At 54.6% G+C, this 15,510-nt stretch carries 13 protein-coding genes and 4 tRNA genes; all 17 read right to left on the reverse strand.

What is annotated here, in order from left to right; translation table 11 throughout:
- Window positions 1–299: 299 nt before the first annotated feature.
- Window positions 300–376: transfer RNA gene (locus tag ACOTYB_RS19755), tRNA-Pro, on the reverse strand.
- A 44-nt stretch (window positions 377–420) separates the two neighbouring features.
- A tRNA-Leu gene (locus ACOTYB_RS19760) sits at window positions 421–507 on the reverse strand.
- Window positions 508–528: 21 nt separating this feature from the next.
- Window positions 529–604: transfer RNA gene (locus ACOTYB_RS19765), tRNA-His, on the reverse strand.
- Between the two features lie 67 nt (window positions 605–671).
- Window positions 672–748, reverse strand: a tRNA-Arg gene (locus tag ACOTYB_RS19770).
- Window positions 749–850: 102 nt separating this feature from the next.
- Entirely contained in the window at window positions 851–2,236 is a 1,386-nt protein-coding gene (gene thrP, locus ACOTYB_RS19775; RefSeq protein WP_220153490.1) for a bifunctional threonine/serine APC transporter ThrP, read from the reverse strand.
- Between the two features lie 198 nt (window positions 2,237–2,434).
- On the reverse strand, window positions 2,435–3,175 hold the full coding sequence (wecG, locus tag ACOTYB_RS19780) for a lipopolysaccharide N-acetylmannosaminouronosyltransferase (RefSeq protein WP_022646653.1): 741 nt from the start codon (window positions 3,173–3,175) through the stop codon (window positions 2,435–2,437).
- A 12-nt stretch (window positions 3,176–3,187) separates the two neighbouring features.
- The gene (gene wzyE, locus ACOTYB_RS19785) at window positions 3,188–4,540 is read right to left on the reverse strand and encodes an ECA oligosaccharide polymerase (RefSeq protein WP_023323983.1); all 1,353 of its coding nucleotides are present in this window, start codon (window positions 4,538–4,540) and stop codon (window positions 3,188–3,190) included.
- Window positions 4,537–5,616, reverse strand: coding sequence for a TDP-N-acetylfucosamine:lipid II N-acetylfucosaminyltransferase (locus ACOTYB_RS19790; protein WP_022650167.1), 1,080 nt, complete (start codon window positions 5,614–5,616; stop codon window positions 4,537–4,539). The genes wzyE and ACOTYB_RS19790 overlap by 4 nt, the downstream gene beginning before the upstream one ends.
- Complete coding sequence (wzxE, locus tag ACOTYB_RS19795) at window positions 5,613–6,863, reverse strand: lipid III flippase WzxE (protein ID WP_220153489.1); 1,251 nt, start codon at window positions 6,861–6,863, stop codon at window positions 5,613–5,615. Before wzxE ends, ACOTYB_RS19790 begins: the two co-directional genes overlap by 4 nt.
- Before the next feature lies 1 nt (window position 6,864).
- Entirely contained in the window at window positions 6,865–7,995 is a 1,131-nt protein-coding gene (gene rffA / locus ACOTYB_RS19800; RefSeq protein ID WP_022650166.1) for a dTDP-4-amino-4,6-dideoxygalactose transaminase, read from the reverse strand.
- Between the two features lie 4 nt (window positions 7,996–7,999).
- The gene (rffC, locus tag ACOTYB_RS19805; RefSeq protein ID WP_022650165.1) at window positions 8,000–8,677 is read right to left on the reverse strand and encodes a dTDP-4-amino-4,6-dideoxy-D-galactose acyltransferase; all 678 of its coding nucleotides are present in this window, start codon (window positions 8,675–8,677) and stop codon (window positions 8,000–8,002) included.
- Complete coding sequence (wecC, locus tag ACOTYB_RS19810; protein ID WP_048209856.1) at window positions 8,674–9,936, reverse strand: UDP-N-acetyl-D-mannosamine dehydrogenase; 1,263 nt, start codon at window positions 9,934–9,936, stop codon at window positions 8,674–8,676. Before wecC ends, rffC begins: the two co-directional genes overlap by 4 nt.
- Window positions 9,933–11,063 carry a non-hydrolyzing UDP-N-acetylglucosamine 2-epimerase gene (wecB, locus tag ACOTYB_RS19815; protein WP_032608211.1) on the reverse strand — a complete coding sequence of 377 codons (1,131 nt, stop codon included), beginning with the start codon at window positions 11,061–11,063 and terminating at the stop codon, window positions 9,933–9,935. The genes wecC and wecB overlap by 4 nt, the downstream gene beginning before the upstream one ends.
- 56 nt (window positions 11,064–11,119) lie before the next feature.
- Window positions 11,120–12,166 carry an ECA polysaccharide chain length modulation protein gene (gene wzzE, locus ACOTYB_RS19820; protein ID WP_017383601.1) on the reverse strand — a complete coding sequence of 349 codons (1,047 nt, stop codon included), beginning with the start codon at window positions 12,164–12,166 and terminating at the stop codon, window positions 11,120–11,122.
- Window positions 12,167–12,179: 13 nt separating this feature from the next.
- Complete coding sequence (gene wecA, locus ACOTYB_RS19825; RefSeq protein ID WP_001050933.1) at window positions 12,180–13,283, reverse strand: UDP-N-acetylglucosamine--undecaprenyl-phosphate N-acetylglucosaminephosphotransferase; 1,104 nt, start codon at window positions 13,281–13,283, stop codon at window positions 12,180–12,182.
- A gap of 242 nt (window positions 13,284–13,525) precedes the next feature.
- The gene (rho, locus tag ACOTYB_RS19830; RefSeq protein ID WP_001054528.1) at window positions 13,526–14,785 is read right to left on the reverse strand and encodes a transcription termination factor Rho; all 1,260 of its coding nucleotides are present in this window, start codon (window positions 14,783–14,785) and stop codon (window positions 13,526–13,528) included.
- 341 nt (window positions 14,786–15,126) lie between these two features.
- Window positions 15,127–15,456 carry a thioredoxin TrxA gene (trxA, locus tag ACOTYB_RS19835; protein WP_006812392.1) on the reverse strand — a complete coding sequence of 110 codons (330 nt, stop codon included), beginning with the start codon at window positions 15,454–15,456 and terminating at the stop codon, window positions 15,127–15,129.
- Window positions 15,457–15,510: the final 54 nt, after the last annotated feature.

Below are 15,510 nucleotides of genomic sequence, written 5' to 3' on the forward strand. Positions count from 1 at the left end.
CTACACGCATATTATTGCATGTAATGTGCCAGGTTTACACGCAGAACTTTTACATCGCGCAACATTTTAAGATAAAAGGAAATTATGCTGTTAAGAACCGCTTGAAGCCATACAACATCGCGCTAAAGTCGGTGATCTGTCGCCACAAGGAGACAGGTTAAGAGGTAAAATAATAAATACTTAAATATTAATGGTTTATATGTCGCTGAATCGCGACAAGGATGTGGGGTGTTGTCGGGAAATGACTACAGGATAAAAAACGCAGAAAACAAAAACCCCGCCGAAGCGGGGTTCAAAATTGGTCGGCGAGAGAGGATTCGAACCTCCGACCCACTGGTCCCAAACCAGTTGCGCTACCAAGCTGCGCTACTCGCCGATGTACTGCTTTTTTGAATTTTTAGTTCAACTCATTAAAAGTCGTGGTGCGAGGGGGGGGACTTGAACCCCCACGTCCGTAAGAACACTAACACCTGAAGCTAGCGCGTCTACCAATTCCGCCACCTTCGCAATTCACAACTCTTTCAATAATGGGGTGGCTAATGGGATTCGAACCCACGACAACTGGAATCACAATCCAGGGCTCTACCAACTGAGCTATAGCCACCACTGTATTCTTTCACGCGGTTCTGACTACTTCTCAGACCACCGCAGCTCTAGCGCCGGGACTAAAATGGCGCGCCCGACAGGATTCGAACCTGAGACCTCTGCCTCCGGAGGGCAGCGCTCTATCCAGCTGAGCTACGGGCGCTTAGCGCCGTTGCGGGGCTGGATATTACGTACCTCCGTCCCCGCTGTCTAGTGCTTTTTTGAAAAAAATGCGCGTTTGGTTATGGTTTGCACATTTTGCCGCTTATTCCTCCACTTTATGGGCGGAGCCACGGCGACCCAGGCCAAAAAGTTTATATGCAGCTGTGACGGCAGCCAGGAAGATCATCCCGACAAACAGCGACATGCGGGTATCTTCATTAAAGTACATTCCAATTAATACGCAAATCAGGAACGCCATCGTCAAATAGTTCGCATACGGGAACAGAATGGAGCGGAACGGATGGCTGGCGATCGCTTTTTTGTGCGCCTGCCGGAAACGCAACTGGCTAATCAAAATGACAAACCACGGTACCATCCCCGGCAGCACGCTGGCGCTATAGACGTAAACAAACACGCGCTGCGGATTTGGGATGATGTAGTTCAGGCAAGAGCCAATCAGCAAAATCACAATCGACACCGCTACGCCCGCCACCGGTACACCTACGCGGGAGACTTTGCCCATCACAGCCGGCAGCTGTTTGTTTTGCGAGAGCGCGTAAAGCATACGCCCACAGCTGTACATTCCGCTGTTACAGCCGGAAAGCGCCGCCGTCAGTACCACAAAGTTGATAATGGCGGCTGCCGCCGTGATGCCAATCTTAGCGAAAGTTAAGACAAACGGGCTGCCGGTGGTGCCGATCTCGTTCCATGGGAAAATGGTCACGATAACGAAGATCGCGCCCACATAGAAAATCAGGATACGCCACAGCACCTTGCCTACCGCGCTACGCAGTGTCACCTGCGGGTTTTTCGCCTCACCGGCGGTAATGCCGATCAGCTCAACGCCCTGATAGGAGGCGACAACGATACAGAGCGCCGTCAGAAAGCCCTTCCAGCCACCCGCAAAAAAGCCGCCGTGCCCGGTCAGGTTACCGAAACCGATAGCGTGCCCGCCGTTACCGAAGCCAAAGAAGATGACACCCAGACCCACAACAATCATCACGATGATGGTGGTAACTTTGATCATCGCAAACCAGAACTCGATTTCACCGTAAAGACGAACGGCGGCAAGGTTCGCCAGCGCCACTAGCTCTACGGCAATAAGCGCAGGTATCCACTGGGCCATCTCCGGGAACCAGAACTGCACGTAGACCCCGATGGCGGTGATCTCCGAAATCCCGACGGCCATCCACATAAACCAGTACGACCAGGCCGTGAGATAACCAAAGAACGGGCTCATATACCGGTGGGCGTAAACGGCGAAAGAGCCCGTTACCGGCTCCAGGAACAGCATTTCGCCCATTGAGCGCATGATGAAGAAGACGAACAGTCCGGCAATAATATACGCCAGCAGGACGGAAGGCCCCGCCCATTTCAGCGTGCTTGCCGAGCCCATAAACAGGCCAACGCCGATAGTCCCGCCCAGCGCGATCAATTCAATATGTCGAGCTTCCAGCCCACGCTGAAGCTCCGGTTTTTTCTCTGCCATAATTCCTCGGTTGTGTTTGCTGTTTCCCGACTTATTGCCGGGTATTGTTTTTGAGGGGTACTGAAATACGGAGCGAATGGTTTCTTAAATTCTGGCAAATGGCAAACAATGCATTAAAAAAATGAATGCATTGCACAGAAATTCAGCAGCTTTGCAGGGGGCGTTGCAGCGCGAACAGCAGATCGCGCTGCATATTGATTACATTTTCCCGGTGTAGTGCCAGGCGAGGTAGCGCAGAAGACGAATCTGTCGTTTGATTCGTGTCGGTTGAGAAAGCAGGCGGTAGAGCCACTCCAGCCCCAGGTTTTGCCAGACTTTGGGCGCACGCTTAACGTGGCCGGTAAAGACGTCGTAGGTGCCGCCGACGCCCATATAGAGCGCATCCGGGCTGACCAGACGGCAATCGCGCATCAGAATTTCCTGCCGCGGCGACCCCATGGCGACAGTGACAATTTTCGCCCCGCTGTCGCGTACGCGCTCATATAACGCCTGGCGATCTTCCGGCCTGAAATAGCCATCCTGACTGCCCACGATGTTAACATTCCACTGGTTACGCAGCTTTTGTTCGGTCTGCGCCAGCACCTCTGGCTTGCCGCCGATCAAAAATACCGGTGTGCCTTCAGCGCCTGCGCGTTCCATAAGCCGCTCCCAAAGGTCAGCTCCCGCCACGCGAGACACATTAGCGTCTGGAAACTTTTTACGAATTGAACGCACCACGCTAATACCGTCTGCGTATTTAAACTCCGCGGCTTCAATCAGGCTTTTCACTTCCGCATTATCTTCAACCGCCAGCATTTTTTCTGCGTTGATGGCCACCAGCGTGCCCGATTTCATCTGCCCGTCCGCGAACAGAAAATCCAGCGCGTGCTGCATGTCTCGCCAGCCAATCAGCTGTAGCCCGCGCAGCGCATAACGCGGGGCTGAAGTTGTATCCGTCATGATAATCCCTACTCAGACTTGCGACAGCGTTGTGCTGCCCTGTGGCTCACGTCTGTGCACAAGCCCTGCACTGTCAAACAACCAGTACAGCAGTTTTGCCAGCAGCAGACATAGACCGAAAACGACCATAAAGAACACCACGCGTGAGACGAATGAATCCAGCCCCTCGCGCGCCAGAACGATCATATTGAAAATGGCACCGAAACAGAAACTGTGCAAAACAGCGGCTTTGTAGCGGTTGGTCTCTTCATTACCCAGCGTATATAGCCAGTCGAACCATTTTATTATCAGCCCGACCGCGATCGCGCCCGGCAGGATAAACCACGTTCCGCCCATCACTACCAGCGAGCCAATCAGGGTTGGGGAAATCGCCAGACCCGAATGGTTGTTCAGCACTTCCCAGGTAAAGTAGTTCGCCGTGTTCAGGACAATACCGGGACGGTCAGGCCACAGCCACGTCGGTATAAAGACATAGAAATCGCGAACAATCGGCGCCAGCCCCTGGAATTCGATTTTGTCGTAGTTTTGCAGCAGCAATGCCAGGTTTTCCCACGGCGAGAAGGTGTCGCGCGTCAGATACAGGAAGGTATAAAACGCTTCGTCGCCCGCCACGTTCAGTCCGTAGCGCTTCAGCGCCAGCCAGAACATCCCCACAATGCCAAAGACGCCTGCCGCCGCCAGCATCCACAGCGAGATCCAGCCGCGAATAATGCCGATAAACAGGAAAATCGCGAAGGCGATAATGATGTTGGCGCGGGTGCCGCCGACGATCATGTAGGTCAGAATGCCAAATGCGACGGTGCTGACCAGGAAGAACAGCCAGGCTTTGCTGTCCTGACGCAGGAAAAAGACCACCAGCATCGCCGGAATGAAGAAATAGAAGAAACGCTTGAGCGCGACGCCGGAGACTTCGGCGGAGAAAATCTGGCTATAGGACTGTAACTTAAACAGTAAAAAGCCGTTATGCATGAAGAAGATCGCCACGCTGACGAGGGCGATGGTCATCAGCATAACCCACGTCAGATGGGTTTCTACCCGGTTCATGGTAAACAGCGGACGACGGGGTGCGGTGTCTTTCGCCGCGCGCAGGCGCGTTTTATAGGTGACGTAATACACCGCGTAGAAGCAGGTCGCAGAGAGCAGTGCCTGCAACAAGATTTCCGGCGGAGCGACGCCAACATCAAAGCGGAACACGAGGATGCTGGTCAGCGGGAAGCCAAAGAAAAAGGTCAGCAAAAACAGCAGCGAGAAGAAAACGTTGAAGTTAAAACGTACGCGCCGGAACTCAAACCAGGTGAGCGTGGCGATAAACAGCGTGCTCAGCAGCCAGACCACCAGCAAGCCGCTAAATTGCAACTGGCTCATGCGTTGTCTCCTGAAGCAATACGCAGCGCGTGGTGCCACGGCGTGAGGTAGTTCGGGCTGAAAAAGTCGATGCTATTTTTATCCACCAGCGTGAGCTGACGCTGCGCTTCCCGTACTACCTCGACATTAAGCGTGTCAGAGGTAAACAGCACCGGAATATGCTGTTCGGCCATGTCCTGCCAGAACGGGTTTTCGCGGTTGAGCACGCACGGTACGCCCGCCTGAATCAGCAGACACAGCGTACCAATCCCCTGCTGACGGGCAAAGATGAAATAGCCCAGATCGCATTTTCGCAGGAGCGCGAGATAGTCATCAAATTCCAGCTTATCGTTGAGAATGTGCAGATTTTCCGCGCTAAACAGCGCAAGCCCCTGCTGGCGAACGTCATTGATGTAGGCGTCGTTATTGGCGGGATAGCCCATCGGCACCACTACGTTCACCGTATCGCCAAACTGCTGATGTACCGCCCGCAGCGCCGCGACATGCTCGTTACTGCGATCGCCGGAATTTCCTACCAGGATGGTCAGTTTGCCCTCACGAATCGCGTCATTCGCCAGGGTGTTCAGCGCCGGATCCATACGGGTCGGAAAATAGAGCAGCTCCCCGCGAACCTTCGGGTGCTGTTTAGCAAAATAGTTGAGATCGCCACGGGTAGCAAAAACGCAGCCCACGCGCGCCTGGGCCAGACGACGCAGCGGATAGAAAAGACGGAATTTCCAGCCACGTGAGACTTCGTAGAGATCCGCTCCCCAGATATGCCAGCTGAACTGGGAAGGTTTTATCCCGCCGCTTAACAGCGCCAGCCACAGGCCAGTATTGAACTGTCCGTGGAAGAAGAAACGCTGGCTTCGGTCCGCTTTAGCTTTCGCGACAACGGCTTTGGTCAGCGCCGCTTTGTCTGGCCAGAAGGTGATGTGCAATGCCGGACACGCCGCGCTCAGACCGTTATCGCGTCCAACGACCATAAACTCGCGCGCATCGGGCGTGCCGGATGCCAGTTCATCATTGAAGAAACGTAGAACGGTCTGGTTGTGATGCGGGATATCCGATCCCAGTATGTGTATCAGTGCAGTCATGCGCGTTTACGCCAAAGTAAAAATACGCCGCAACAGGCAGCGAAATAAACGATATAAGTTGCCATATAGGCCTGAGCCGCCCCCAGCGCACCGTGGGTGGGGATCAGCCAGTGAGAAAATGCCGTCAGCAGCGCAAACTGGCCGATCTCTGCCAGGATATACAACCGCAGCGAAGCCTTCGCAATCACCAGATAGCCGAAAACGTATGCCCCCACTTTCAGCACATCGCCGACCAGTTGCCAGGCAAACAGATCGCGCATGGCGGTAAACTTCGCCGAAAACAGCAGCCAGATGGCGAAATCACGCAGTAACCAGACGGTAAAGCTGGCGATCGCAACCGCCGGCAATACAAAACGCAGGGAGCGAAAAATCTCGCGGGTAATATCCTGCCTGGAAGTCAGGCGCGATAAGGTTGGCAGTAAATAGACGCTAAAGGAAGCCGTAATAAATTGGAGGTAAGCATCTGAAATGCTGCTCACGCCCTGCCAGATCCCCACTTCATCCCAGCTGTAATGCGCTGCCAGCAGGTTTCGCATCATCACGTAGGCAACGGGAAGCGTTACCGAAGTGATGAGCGCCATCAGGGTAAACTTACCGAGCTGCCCCGCCAGCATCTTGTCCCACTGCGGTTTCAGGTAATTCAGCGGGACATTGCCTCTGCGCATCAGCATAAACGCTGCCGGAATGACAACGAGCGCAGGCACCAGCGCCAGCCCCAGCAGCGCGCCTTCATAGCCGCCCAGCCGATAGCAAAAGTAGTAGGCGATAACGCCGATGATGCTGCCGAGGATCAGCGCCAGCGCATTCCCGGCGGCATCACGGAAGCCTTTCATCAGCGCCAGCAGCAGGTTCGCCCAGGCGATCCCCATCTGAACCAGCGCCACCAGGCGCACCAGCCCCTGATAATGCGTGTGTCCGAACAGCCCCTGGCTGATGGGTGCCGCCGCCAGCAAAAAGACGACGGCCAGCAACGTAGAGAAGCCCAGCACCATAGCCGAGGAGGTGCCCACCACCGTGCGGAGCTTTTCGGCATCGTCATGATGCTGCGCGACGTATTTGGTGACGCCATTGAATATCCCAGCTCCCGCCAGCACGCCAAGCACCGTGACCAGCTGGCGCAAGTTCCCTGCCAGCCCAACGCCTGACGGACCAAATGAGACGGCCAGCAGCTTGACGACCAGTAACCCGGCGCCAATTTTTACTAGCGTGGACGCTGCCGTCCACACCGACGCTTTTGCCAGAGACATATCAGGCGAAATAACTCAGAAGCGAATTGATCACCGTACGCTGGTTCACCGGCGCGAGGTTGTAGAACAGGGGCAGGCGGAGCAGACGTTCGCTCTCTTTGGTGGTGTAACGGTCTTCACCGGCAAACATCCCGAAGGCTTCGCCAGCCGGGCTGGAGTGCAGCGGAATATAGTGGAATACCGCCATAATTTCCGCCTCTTTCAGCCAGGCAATCAGCTTGCTGCGATCGTCGTTATCGCGCAGCTTGATGTAGAACATGTGAGCGTTGTGGATGCAGTCTGCCGGAACAGTCGGCAGTTCAATACGTCCGGCTTTTGCCAGCGGCTCCAGCGCGTCGTAGTAGGTTTGCCACAGGGAGAGGCGTTGCAGATTGATGCGCTCTGCCGCTTCCAGCTGCGCCCAGAGATACGCGGCCTGCAAGTCCGCCATCAGGTAGCTTGAGCCGATATCGCGCCAGGTGTACTTATCTACCTGACCGCGGAAGAACTGGCTGCGGTTGGTCCCTTTTTCACGGATCACTTCCGCACGCTCCACCAGGGCACGATCGTTAATCAACGTCGCGCCGCCTTCGCCGCCTGCGGTGTAGTTTTTGGTTTCGTGGAAGCTAAAGCAGCCGATATGACCAATGGTGCCCAGCGCGCGACCTTTGTAGGTGGACATCACGCCCTGCGCGGCGTCTTCCACCACAAACAGGTTGTGCTTTTTGGCGATGGCCATGATGGTGTCCATCTCACAGGCCACGCCCGCGTAATGCACCGGCACAATCGCCCGCGTTTTGTCAGTGATCGCCGCTTCAATCAGCGTTTCGTCGATGTTCATGGTATCCGGACGGATATCCACAAACACGATTTTCGCCCCGCGCAGGACAAACGCGTTCGCCGTGGAGACGAAGGTGTAGCTCGGCATGATCACTTCATCGCCAGGCTGGATATCCAGCAGCAGCGCCGCCATCTCGAGCGATGCGGTACAGGACGGCGTCAGCAGCACCTTGGCACTGTGAAAACGTTGCTCCATCCACTGCTGGCAGCGGCGGGTAAAACCGCCGTCGCCACAGAGCTTGCCGCTGCCCATAGCCGACTGCATGTAATCAAGTTCAGTGCCCACAACGGGAGGCGCGTTAAATGGAATCATCTTGTCACCTGTATAACCAGTAGGCGGTGGCGTCGATGCTGGCACCACTCGCAATATAACGTTTAAGCGCAGCGGTGTTGCCCATCTGGGTTGCGACCCGCAGCGTCGATACCTGTTGTTGCTCCGCCCAGTGCAGCGCCGCCTGCATGAGTTTCTCGCCCATGCCGCGCCCGGCTAACAATCCGATGCGCGCCTCGTGCTCGGTGAGCCTGCGAAGCGAAACAAAACCCTGAATCTGTCCCCCGTCAGTACGGAACACCAGACAGACGTGGTCAAACGTGCCTTTGACCGCATTCTCTATCCACTGAGCATAAAAGCGACCGCTGTCATCGGGCGCATACCAGGGCGCCCGGAAACGGCTCTGAGCGAAGGCCAGCGCCGCCATCTTGCGCAGCGTGGGGATATCCTGCTCCGTTGCAATTTCCGCGCCCGGTGAGGCGTAGCGAGCCACGGTAACAGAGAGATCAACCTCGCCCTCGACCAGCCGGAATCCGTGCTGCTGGAGGGCGTCCAGCAGATCGGCGCGGTCCGCCGGGATCTTAGCCTGTACGCGCTGCCAGGCGCTGAAGTCTGCATCCTGCAACGCAGGGGCATTGTCGCGCAGACGCACTATCGCTGAGGGACGCGCAAAAAATGCGCTTTCCCACTCAAGAGACTCCAGCACGCCGTTGAGGATACTCAACGCCACACGCCTTTGGTATCAACAACATACTGCTGACATACGGCATCACCGGAAACCGCTTTAAACGCATTGTGATCCACCAGCAGCACCAGCACATCCGCCGTCGCCAGCGCGTCATCCAGGGCGGTAAGGGTGCAGTGACCGGCAAGTTTTGCCGGCAACGCATGAATATTCGGCTCAACCACCAGCGTTTCACCGCTGTGCCAGGCAGCGATCATTTCGGCAATTTCCATCGCCGGGCTTTCGCGCAGATCGTCAATATTCGGTTTGAATGCCAGACCAAAGCAGGCAATTTTCAGCTCACTGGCGCGTTTGCCGCTGTCGGCCAGGCAATCCGCGACCGTGGCTTTGACCTGGTTGATAACCCAGTGCGGTTTATGGTCGTTTACTTCGCGCGCGGTGCGAATCAGGCGTGCCTGTTCCGGATTTTGCGCCACGATAAACCACGGATCGACCGCGATGCAGTGCCCACCCACGCCCGGCCCCGGCTGAAGGATGTTCACGCGGGGGTGACGGTTGGCAAGGCGAATAAGTTCCCAGACGTTAATCCCCTGATCGGCGCAAATCAACGACAGTTCATTCGCAAACGCGATGTTAACGTCGCGGAAACTGTTTTCGGTCAGTTTGCACATCTCGGCGGTGCGGGAGTTGGTCACCACACATTCGCCTTCAAGGAAAATTTTATACAGCTCGCTGGCGCGCGCGGAGCAGACTGGCGTCATGCCGCCAATCACGCGGTCATTTTTAATCAGTTCCACCATCACCTGGCCTGGCAGTACGCGCTCAGGGCAGTAGGCGATATTGATATCGGCCTGGTCGCCCACCTGCTGGGGGAAGCTAAGATCGGGACGCGCCTCGGCCAGCCACTGTGCCATCTGCTCGGTTGCCCCAACAGGTGAAGTGGACTCAAGGATAACCAGCGCCCCTTTCTTCAGCACAGGCGCAATGGATTTTGCCGCCGCCTCGACGTAAACCATGTCAGGCTCATGATCGCCTTTAAAGGGCGTTGGAACCGCAATCAGGTACGCATCGGCTTCTACCGGCGTGGTGCTGGCGCGCAGGAAGCCACCGTCCACCGCCTTTTTCACCACGCGATCGAGATCGGGCTCCACGATATGAATTTCGCCACGGTTGATGGTTTCCACCGCGTGCGCGTTGATATCTACGCCAACGACCTGCTTTTGACGAGAGGCAAAGGCCGCCGCAGTAGGCAGCCCGATATAGCCAAGACCAACAACAGAGATGGTAGTAAAACTCATAGCGTTACCCGATTGTGTTTAAGTGCGTGCAAAATACGACCACAAGCCTGCCCGTCACCGTACGGATTGTGGGCCCGGCTCATCGCCTGATACTCTTCATCGTCATGCAGTAAGCGCGTGACCTCTTCGACAATACGACGCGGATCCGTTCCCACCAGACGCACGGTACCAGCAGTGACCGCTTCCGGGCGTTCGGTGGTTTCACGCATCACCAGTACCGGCTTACCGAGTGAAGGCGCCTCTTCCTGAATGCCGCCAGAATCGGTCAGGATCAGCCAGGCGTGGTTCATCAGCCAGACAAATGGCAGATAGTCCTGCGGCTCGATCAGGAGCACGTTTTCCACGTGACCCAGGATACGGTTGACCGGTTCGCTGACGTTCGGGTTGAGGTGCACCGGATAGACAATCTGCACATCCTCGTTCTGCGCGGCGATTTCAGCCAGCGCGTGGCAGATTTGCTCAAAGCCACGGCCAAAGCTTTCGCGGCGGTGGCCCGTCACCAGAATCGTTTTCTTGCCGTTGTTCAGGAACGGATAGCGCGCAGCAAGTTCTGCCTGAAGCTCGCTGTTAGCCAGCACGCGGTCACGCACCCAAATCAGCGCATCAATGACCGTATTGCCGGTGACGAAGATCTTGCTGTCGCTGATATTTTCGCGCAGCAGGTTTTGGCGTGAGTTCTCGGTTGGCGCAAAATGGTACATCGCCAGGTGACCGGTGAGCGTACGGTTGGCCTCTTCCGGCCACGGGGAATAGAGATTGCCGGTACGCAGACCCGCTTCAATATGACCAACGGGGATACGCTGATAGAACGCGGCCAGGCTGGTTGCCACGGTAGTGGTGGTGTCGCCGTGCACCAGCACTACATCCGGCCTGAACGACTCCAGAATAGGCTTTAATTCTTGCAGAATACGGCAGGTTATTTCCGTCAGTCCCTGTCCCGGTTTCATTATATTGAGATCGTAATCCGGGACGATAGAAAAGAGGGTTAAGACCTGATCGAGCATCTCACGGTGCTGGGCAGTCACGCACACTTTCGCTTCAATATCAGGATCTCTGGCCAGCGCATGAACCAGAGGCGCCATCTTGATGGCCTCCGGCCTGGTGCCAAATACGGTTAGTACTTTCACATCGATTCTCTTCGATTAGACGATGAAGGCCACAGCCTTCATCGTAGACGGCGTTCTTAGTTTGTGCGGCGACGCAATAACGCTACGCCAGCGCCAGTCAGTGCGCCCACAATCCCCCACATGATCATCAGGAATGCGCGACGCGGACTATCGCGTTTTACAGGCTCTTCAGGCGTTCTTAAATAACGATAGGTCTGAAAACGCGGGTCCAGCGTTGGACCGACGTTGAGCGTATTGAGCATGGCGCGGTTTTGGTCGTAATCAAGGTCAAAGTCAGGGCCTACGGCCTGGATATTTTCCAGACGAGCCTGAAGCATTGGGCGACCAAGAAGGAACATTTCTGAATCCGGGAGTTCGTCCGCCGGAACATCCGTTTCGCTACGGGAAATATTGTGCTGTTCCGCAATCTTCAGCGCCTGCTCAAGATTATGCACGCGACGGGCGAAGATGGCCTTAGCGACCTCTTCCTGGCGTTTGACCTGCGCTTTCATCTGGATAGTGCGCGCAGCCCAGGCACCTTTCAGCTCGTCATTCAAATGACTGGCCGCGCGCTGGCTGGCAAAAGCAACGTACTGACGCAACAGGTTATTGGCGTCCGGCGCCGTTTCCGCAATCAGCTTCACGCTGTCGCTAACGTTACGAAGCACATCGCCAGGCATAAACTGAATGTTATTAATCAGATCATCCAGCAGCGCGGCATCCGCTTTGCTGTTACCGACCATGCGCTGCTTGTAGTAGTCCGTCTGGGACCAGAAATCGCGACGTGTATCCCACGACGCCAGCTGCATCACAAACTCTTTGTAGGATTCATCCATCACCGAGGCCTGATCCGGGGTCGCCAGATTGGCCTTGATATCAAGATTACGCAGGAATTGCTGCTGGGAGTAGTAACCTCCAAGCATATTCACCGTTGGTCGGTCTGTGATCGCCGTGGCGCTCCACTCTTGTTTTGCAAAGAAGGTGTAAGCAAGCGCTAACAGCGCGAACCCCAGGGCAATCCCTACAATCCACAGTTTGCCCTGCCATAACACGCGAAACAAACCACGAATATCCAGCTCGTTCTCAGTGCCCACTGATTTCGCTCCCGCCAACGGTTGAGTCATCATAGTCCCGGTTTTACTTAGTTAATGTTGTGTTTTTGCCACTGTTCCGACGCATCCTGCGTTTTAAACGTTTAATAAAACGCGCGACTTTCCATGCACGCTTGATGCAGTAACCGTACATGAAAAATGCTAGCAAGAATAATACCAACATTACCCATTCAGGAATGAAATGTGCGTATTCCGCGGCAACGCCAATCGCAGCCAGAATAGCAGCCGCAAGCGTAATCAACACAAATGCCTGACGAGACGTGAAGCCGGCGCGCATAATCAGGTGGTGAATATGCTGCCGATCGGGAGAAAACGGGCTCATCCCTTTACGCAGACGGCGGTACATAATAGCGACCATGTCCATCAGCGGGATGGCGATAATCCAGAGAGCCGTTACCGGGCTGATAGGGTGCGTTTTACCCTGCGTGGTTTCCAGCAGGACCCAGATAACCGTAAAGCCAATCAGGGTACTGCCCGCATCGCCCATAAAGACTTTATAGCGACGCCCTAACACACCCAGGTTCAGGCAGATGTATGGCAGGATGGCGGCAATCATAGCAAAGCACCACATTGACAGGCTGTACTGGCCGTCAAACCATAAGATGATGCCGATCGCGCCAAACGAAACAGAGGACAGCCCACCAAGCAGACCGTCTATACCGTCAACCATGTTAAAGGCGTTGATAGCCGCCCACACGGCAAACAGCGTCAGGAAGAAGCCGAATGGCCCAAGCACCAGCTCCCAGGGACCAAACACGTAGCCCAGGCTTCTGAGATAGAGGCCGCCTACCACCATCATAATGATGCCAATGGCCGCCTGTACCGTCGCGCGGAACTTCACGCTGATATCAAAACGATCATCAAGGGCGCCGACCAGTACCAGCACACCGGCACATGCCAGATAGAGTGCGGCATGGGGGATATAATAATCCGCGATCCCGAATGTGAAACAGATGCCTGCGTATACCGAAATGCCGCCCACCAGCGGAATAAGCCCCTGATGACGTTTACGGAAGTTCGGTTTGTCCACTAACCCAATTCTTTTTGCTACCTTGCGCGCAATGAACAAAAAACAGGTTGTGAATAAAAAAATACTGATCAGCTCAGTTACTGCAGTGAGTAGATTCACAATGGATTGCTCTCAACAAATGTTAGTCCCGGAAGTATAACCATGAAGCCTCTGCCTCAGAAGGATTAAAGATGGCTTCTCACAACTCCCTTTGTATGTTTTTCAATCAATTATTTCTTTGACTGTGCAAACATTCTTATTGTCGCACCGACAGGTCAAAATTGGGAGTGTGTGGTAATAGCGTATAGTCCATAAATAAAAAACGCCACGTAAAAACGTGGCGTTTACTGGGATTATTTGCGTTACGAGCGTTTCATCATGTCGAAGAAATCGTCGTTCGTTTTGGTCATCGCCAGTTTGTTGATGAGGAATTCCATTGCGTCGATTTCGCCCATTGGATGGATGATTTTGCGCAGGATCCACATTTTCTGAAGCTCTTCCTGAGTGGTAAGCAGCTCTTCTTTACGGGTACCGGAACGGTTGTAGTCGATCGCCGGGAAGACGCGTTTTTCTGCGATTTTACGAGAAAGGTGCAGTTCCATGTTGCCTGTACCTTTGAACTCTTCGTAGATAACTTCGTCCATTTTGGAGCCGGTATCGATCAGCGCCGTCGCGATAATGGTCAGGCTACCGCCCTCTTCCACGTTACGCGCCGCACCGAAGAAACGCTTCGGACGATGCAGGGCGTTGGCATCCACACCACCGGTCAGTACTTTACCGGAAGCCGGCACCACGGTGTTGTAGGCACGCGCCAGACGGGTGATGGAGTCGAGCAGGATGATCACATCTTTCTTGTGCTCAACCAGGCGTTTCGCCTTCTCGATAACCATTTCCGCAACCTGAACGTGGCGGGAAGCAGGCTCGTCGAAGGTAGACGCAACCACTTCCCCTTTCACCAGACGCTGCATCTCGGTCACTTCTTCCGGACGTTCGTCAATCAGCAGCACCATCAGCACACAATCTGGGTGGTTGTAAGCAATGCTCTGCGCGATGTTTTGCAGCAGCATGGTTTTACCGGCTTTTGGCGGCGCTACAATCAGACCACGCTGGCCACGACCAATTGGCGATGCCAGATCCAGCACACGCGCGGTTAAGTCTTCAGTAGACCCGTTACCACGCTCCATGCGCAGGCGAGAGTTCGCGTGCAGCGGCGTTAAGTTCTCGAACAGGATCTTATTGCGGGAGTTTTCCGGTTTGTCGTAGTTAACTTCGTTAACCTTCAACAGCGCAAAGTAGCGTTCACCCTCTTTTGGAGGACGAATCTTACCTGAAATGGTGTCACCAGTGCGGAGGTTGAAACGGCGGATTTGGCTAGGGGATACGTAGATGTCGTCAGGGCCGGCGAGGTAGGAGCTGTCTGCGGAGCGGAGGAAACCAAATCCGTCTTGCAGTATCTCCAGCACACCGTCGCCAAAGATATCTTCGCCACTCTTAGCGTGCTGCTTCAGGATGGCGAAAATGATGTCCTGCTTGCGCATACGAGCCTGGTTTTCCAGTCCCATATTTTCGCCGAGAGTGATCAGCTCAGAAACCGGCGTATTCTTTAATTCGGTAAGATTCATAATGGTGTGGGTTCTTAAACTCGGGGTGATTCTCGAACTTAATGTTGTGAATGGTATGGCAGGGTCATCCATGCCTGTTTAGCGGCCATCACCTCATGTCTGTTCGCTGTCTGGTCACAGGGAAAGAACGCAGAACTGAAACGACAAGACGGATTGAGTGACAAGCCCGGAATCTAGCAACTTCACGCACTGTTTATGTTAACAACGGGAAGTATCGGGTAAAACAAGATTCAAACAACAAGATATGTTTAAAACGTAGTCATAGCTAACTTAGCACGACTAAAGCCGGGCGTCCAGATCTCGCCGTTAATTAGGCGCTCTGGACGCTCAGCTGAGAAACCTTACGCCAGGTTAGCGTCCAGGAACTCTTTCAGTTGACCTTTGGACAGTGCGCCCACTTTGGTCGCTGCCACGTCACCGTTCTTGAACAGCAGCAGGGTCGGGATGCCACGGATACCGTATTTTGGCGCGGTGCCCGGGTTCTGGTCGATGTTCAGCTTGGCAACGGTCAGTTTGCCCTGATATTCGTCAGCGATTTCATCCAGAATCGGAGCGATCATTTTGCAAGGACCACACCATTCAGCCCAGAAATCAACGAGGATCAGCCCGTCAGCTTTAAGTACGTCCGTGTCAAAACTGTCGTCAGTCAGGTGAATAATTTTATCGCTCATATATAACTCCACAGGAATAAGCCTGGTACGTTGGTTTTGTCTCCACCAACGACG

Origin of the sequence: Enterobacter cloacae complex sp. IR5450 (assembly GCF_049238665.1) — a bacterium.
Taxonomy (GTDB): domain Bacteria; phylum Pseudomonadota; class Gammaproteobacteria; order Enterobacterales; family Enterobacteriaceae; genus Enterobacter; species Enterobacter hormaechei_C.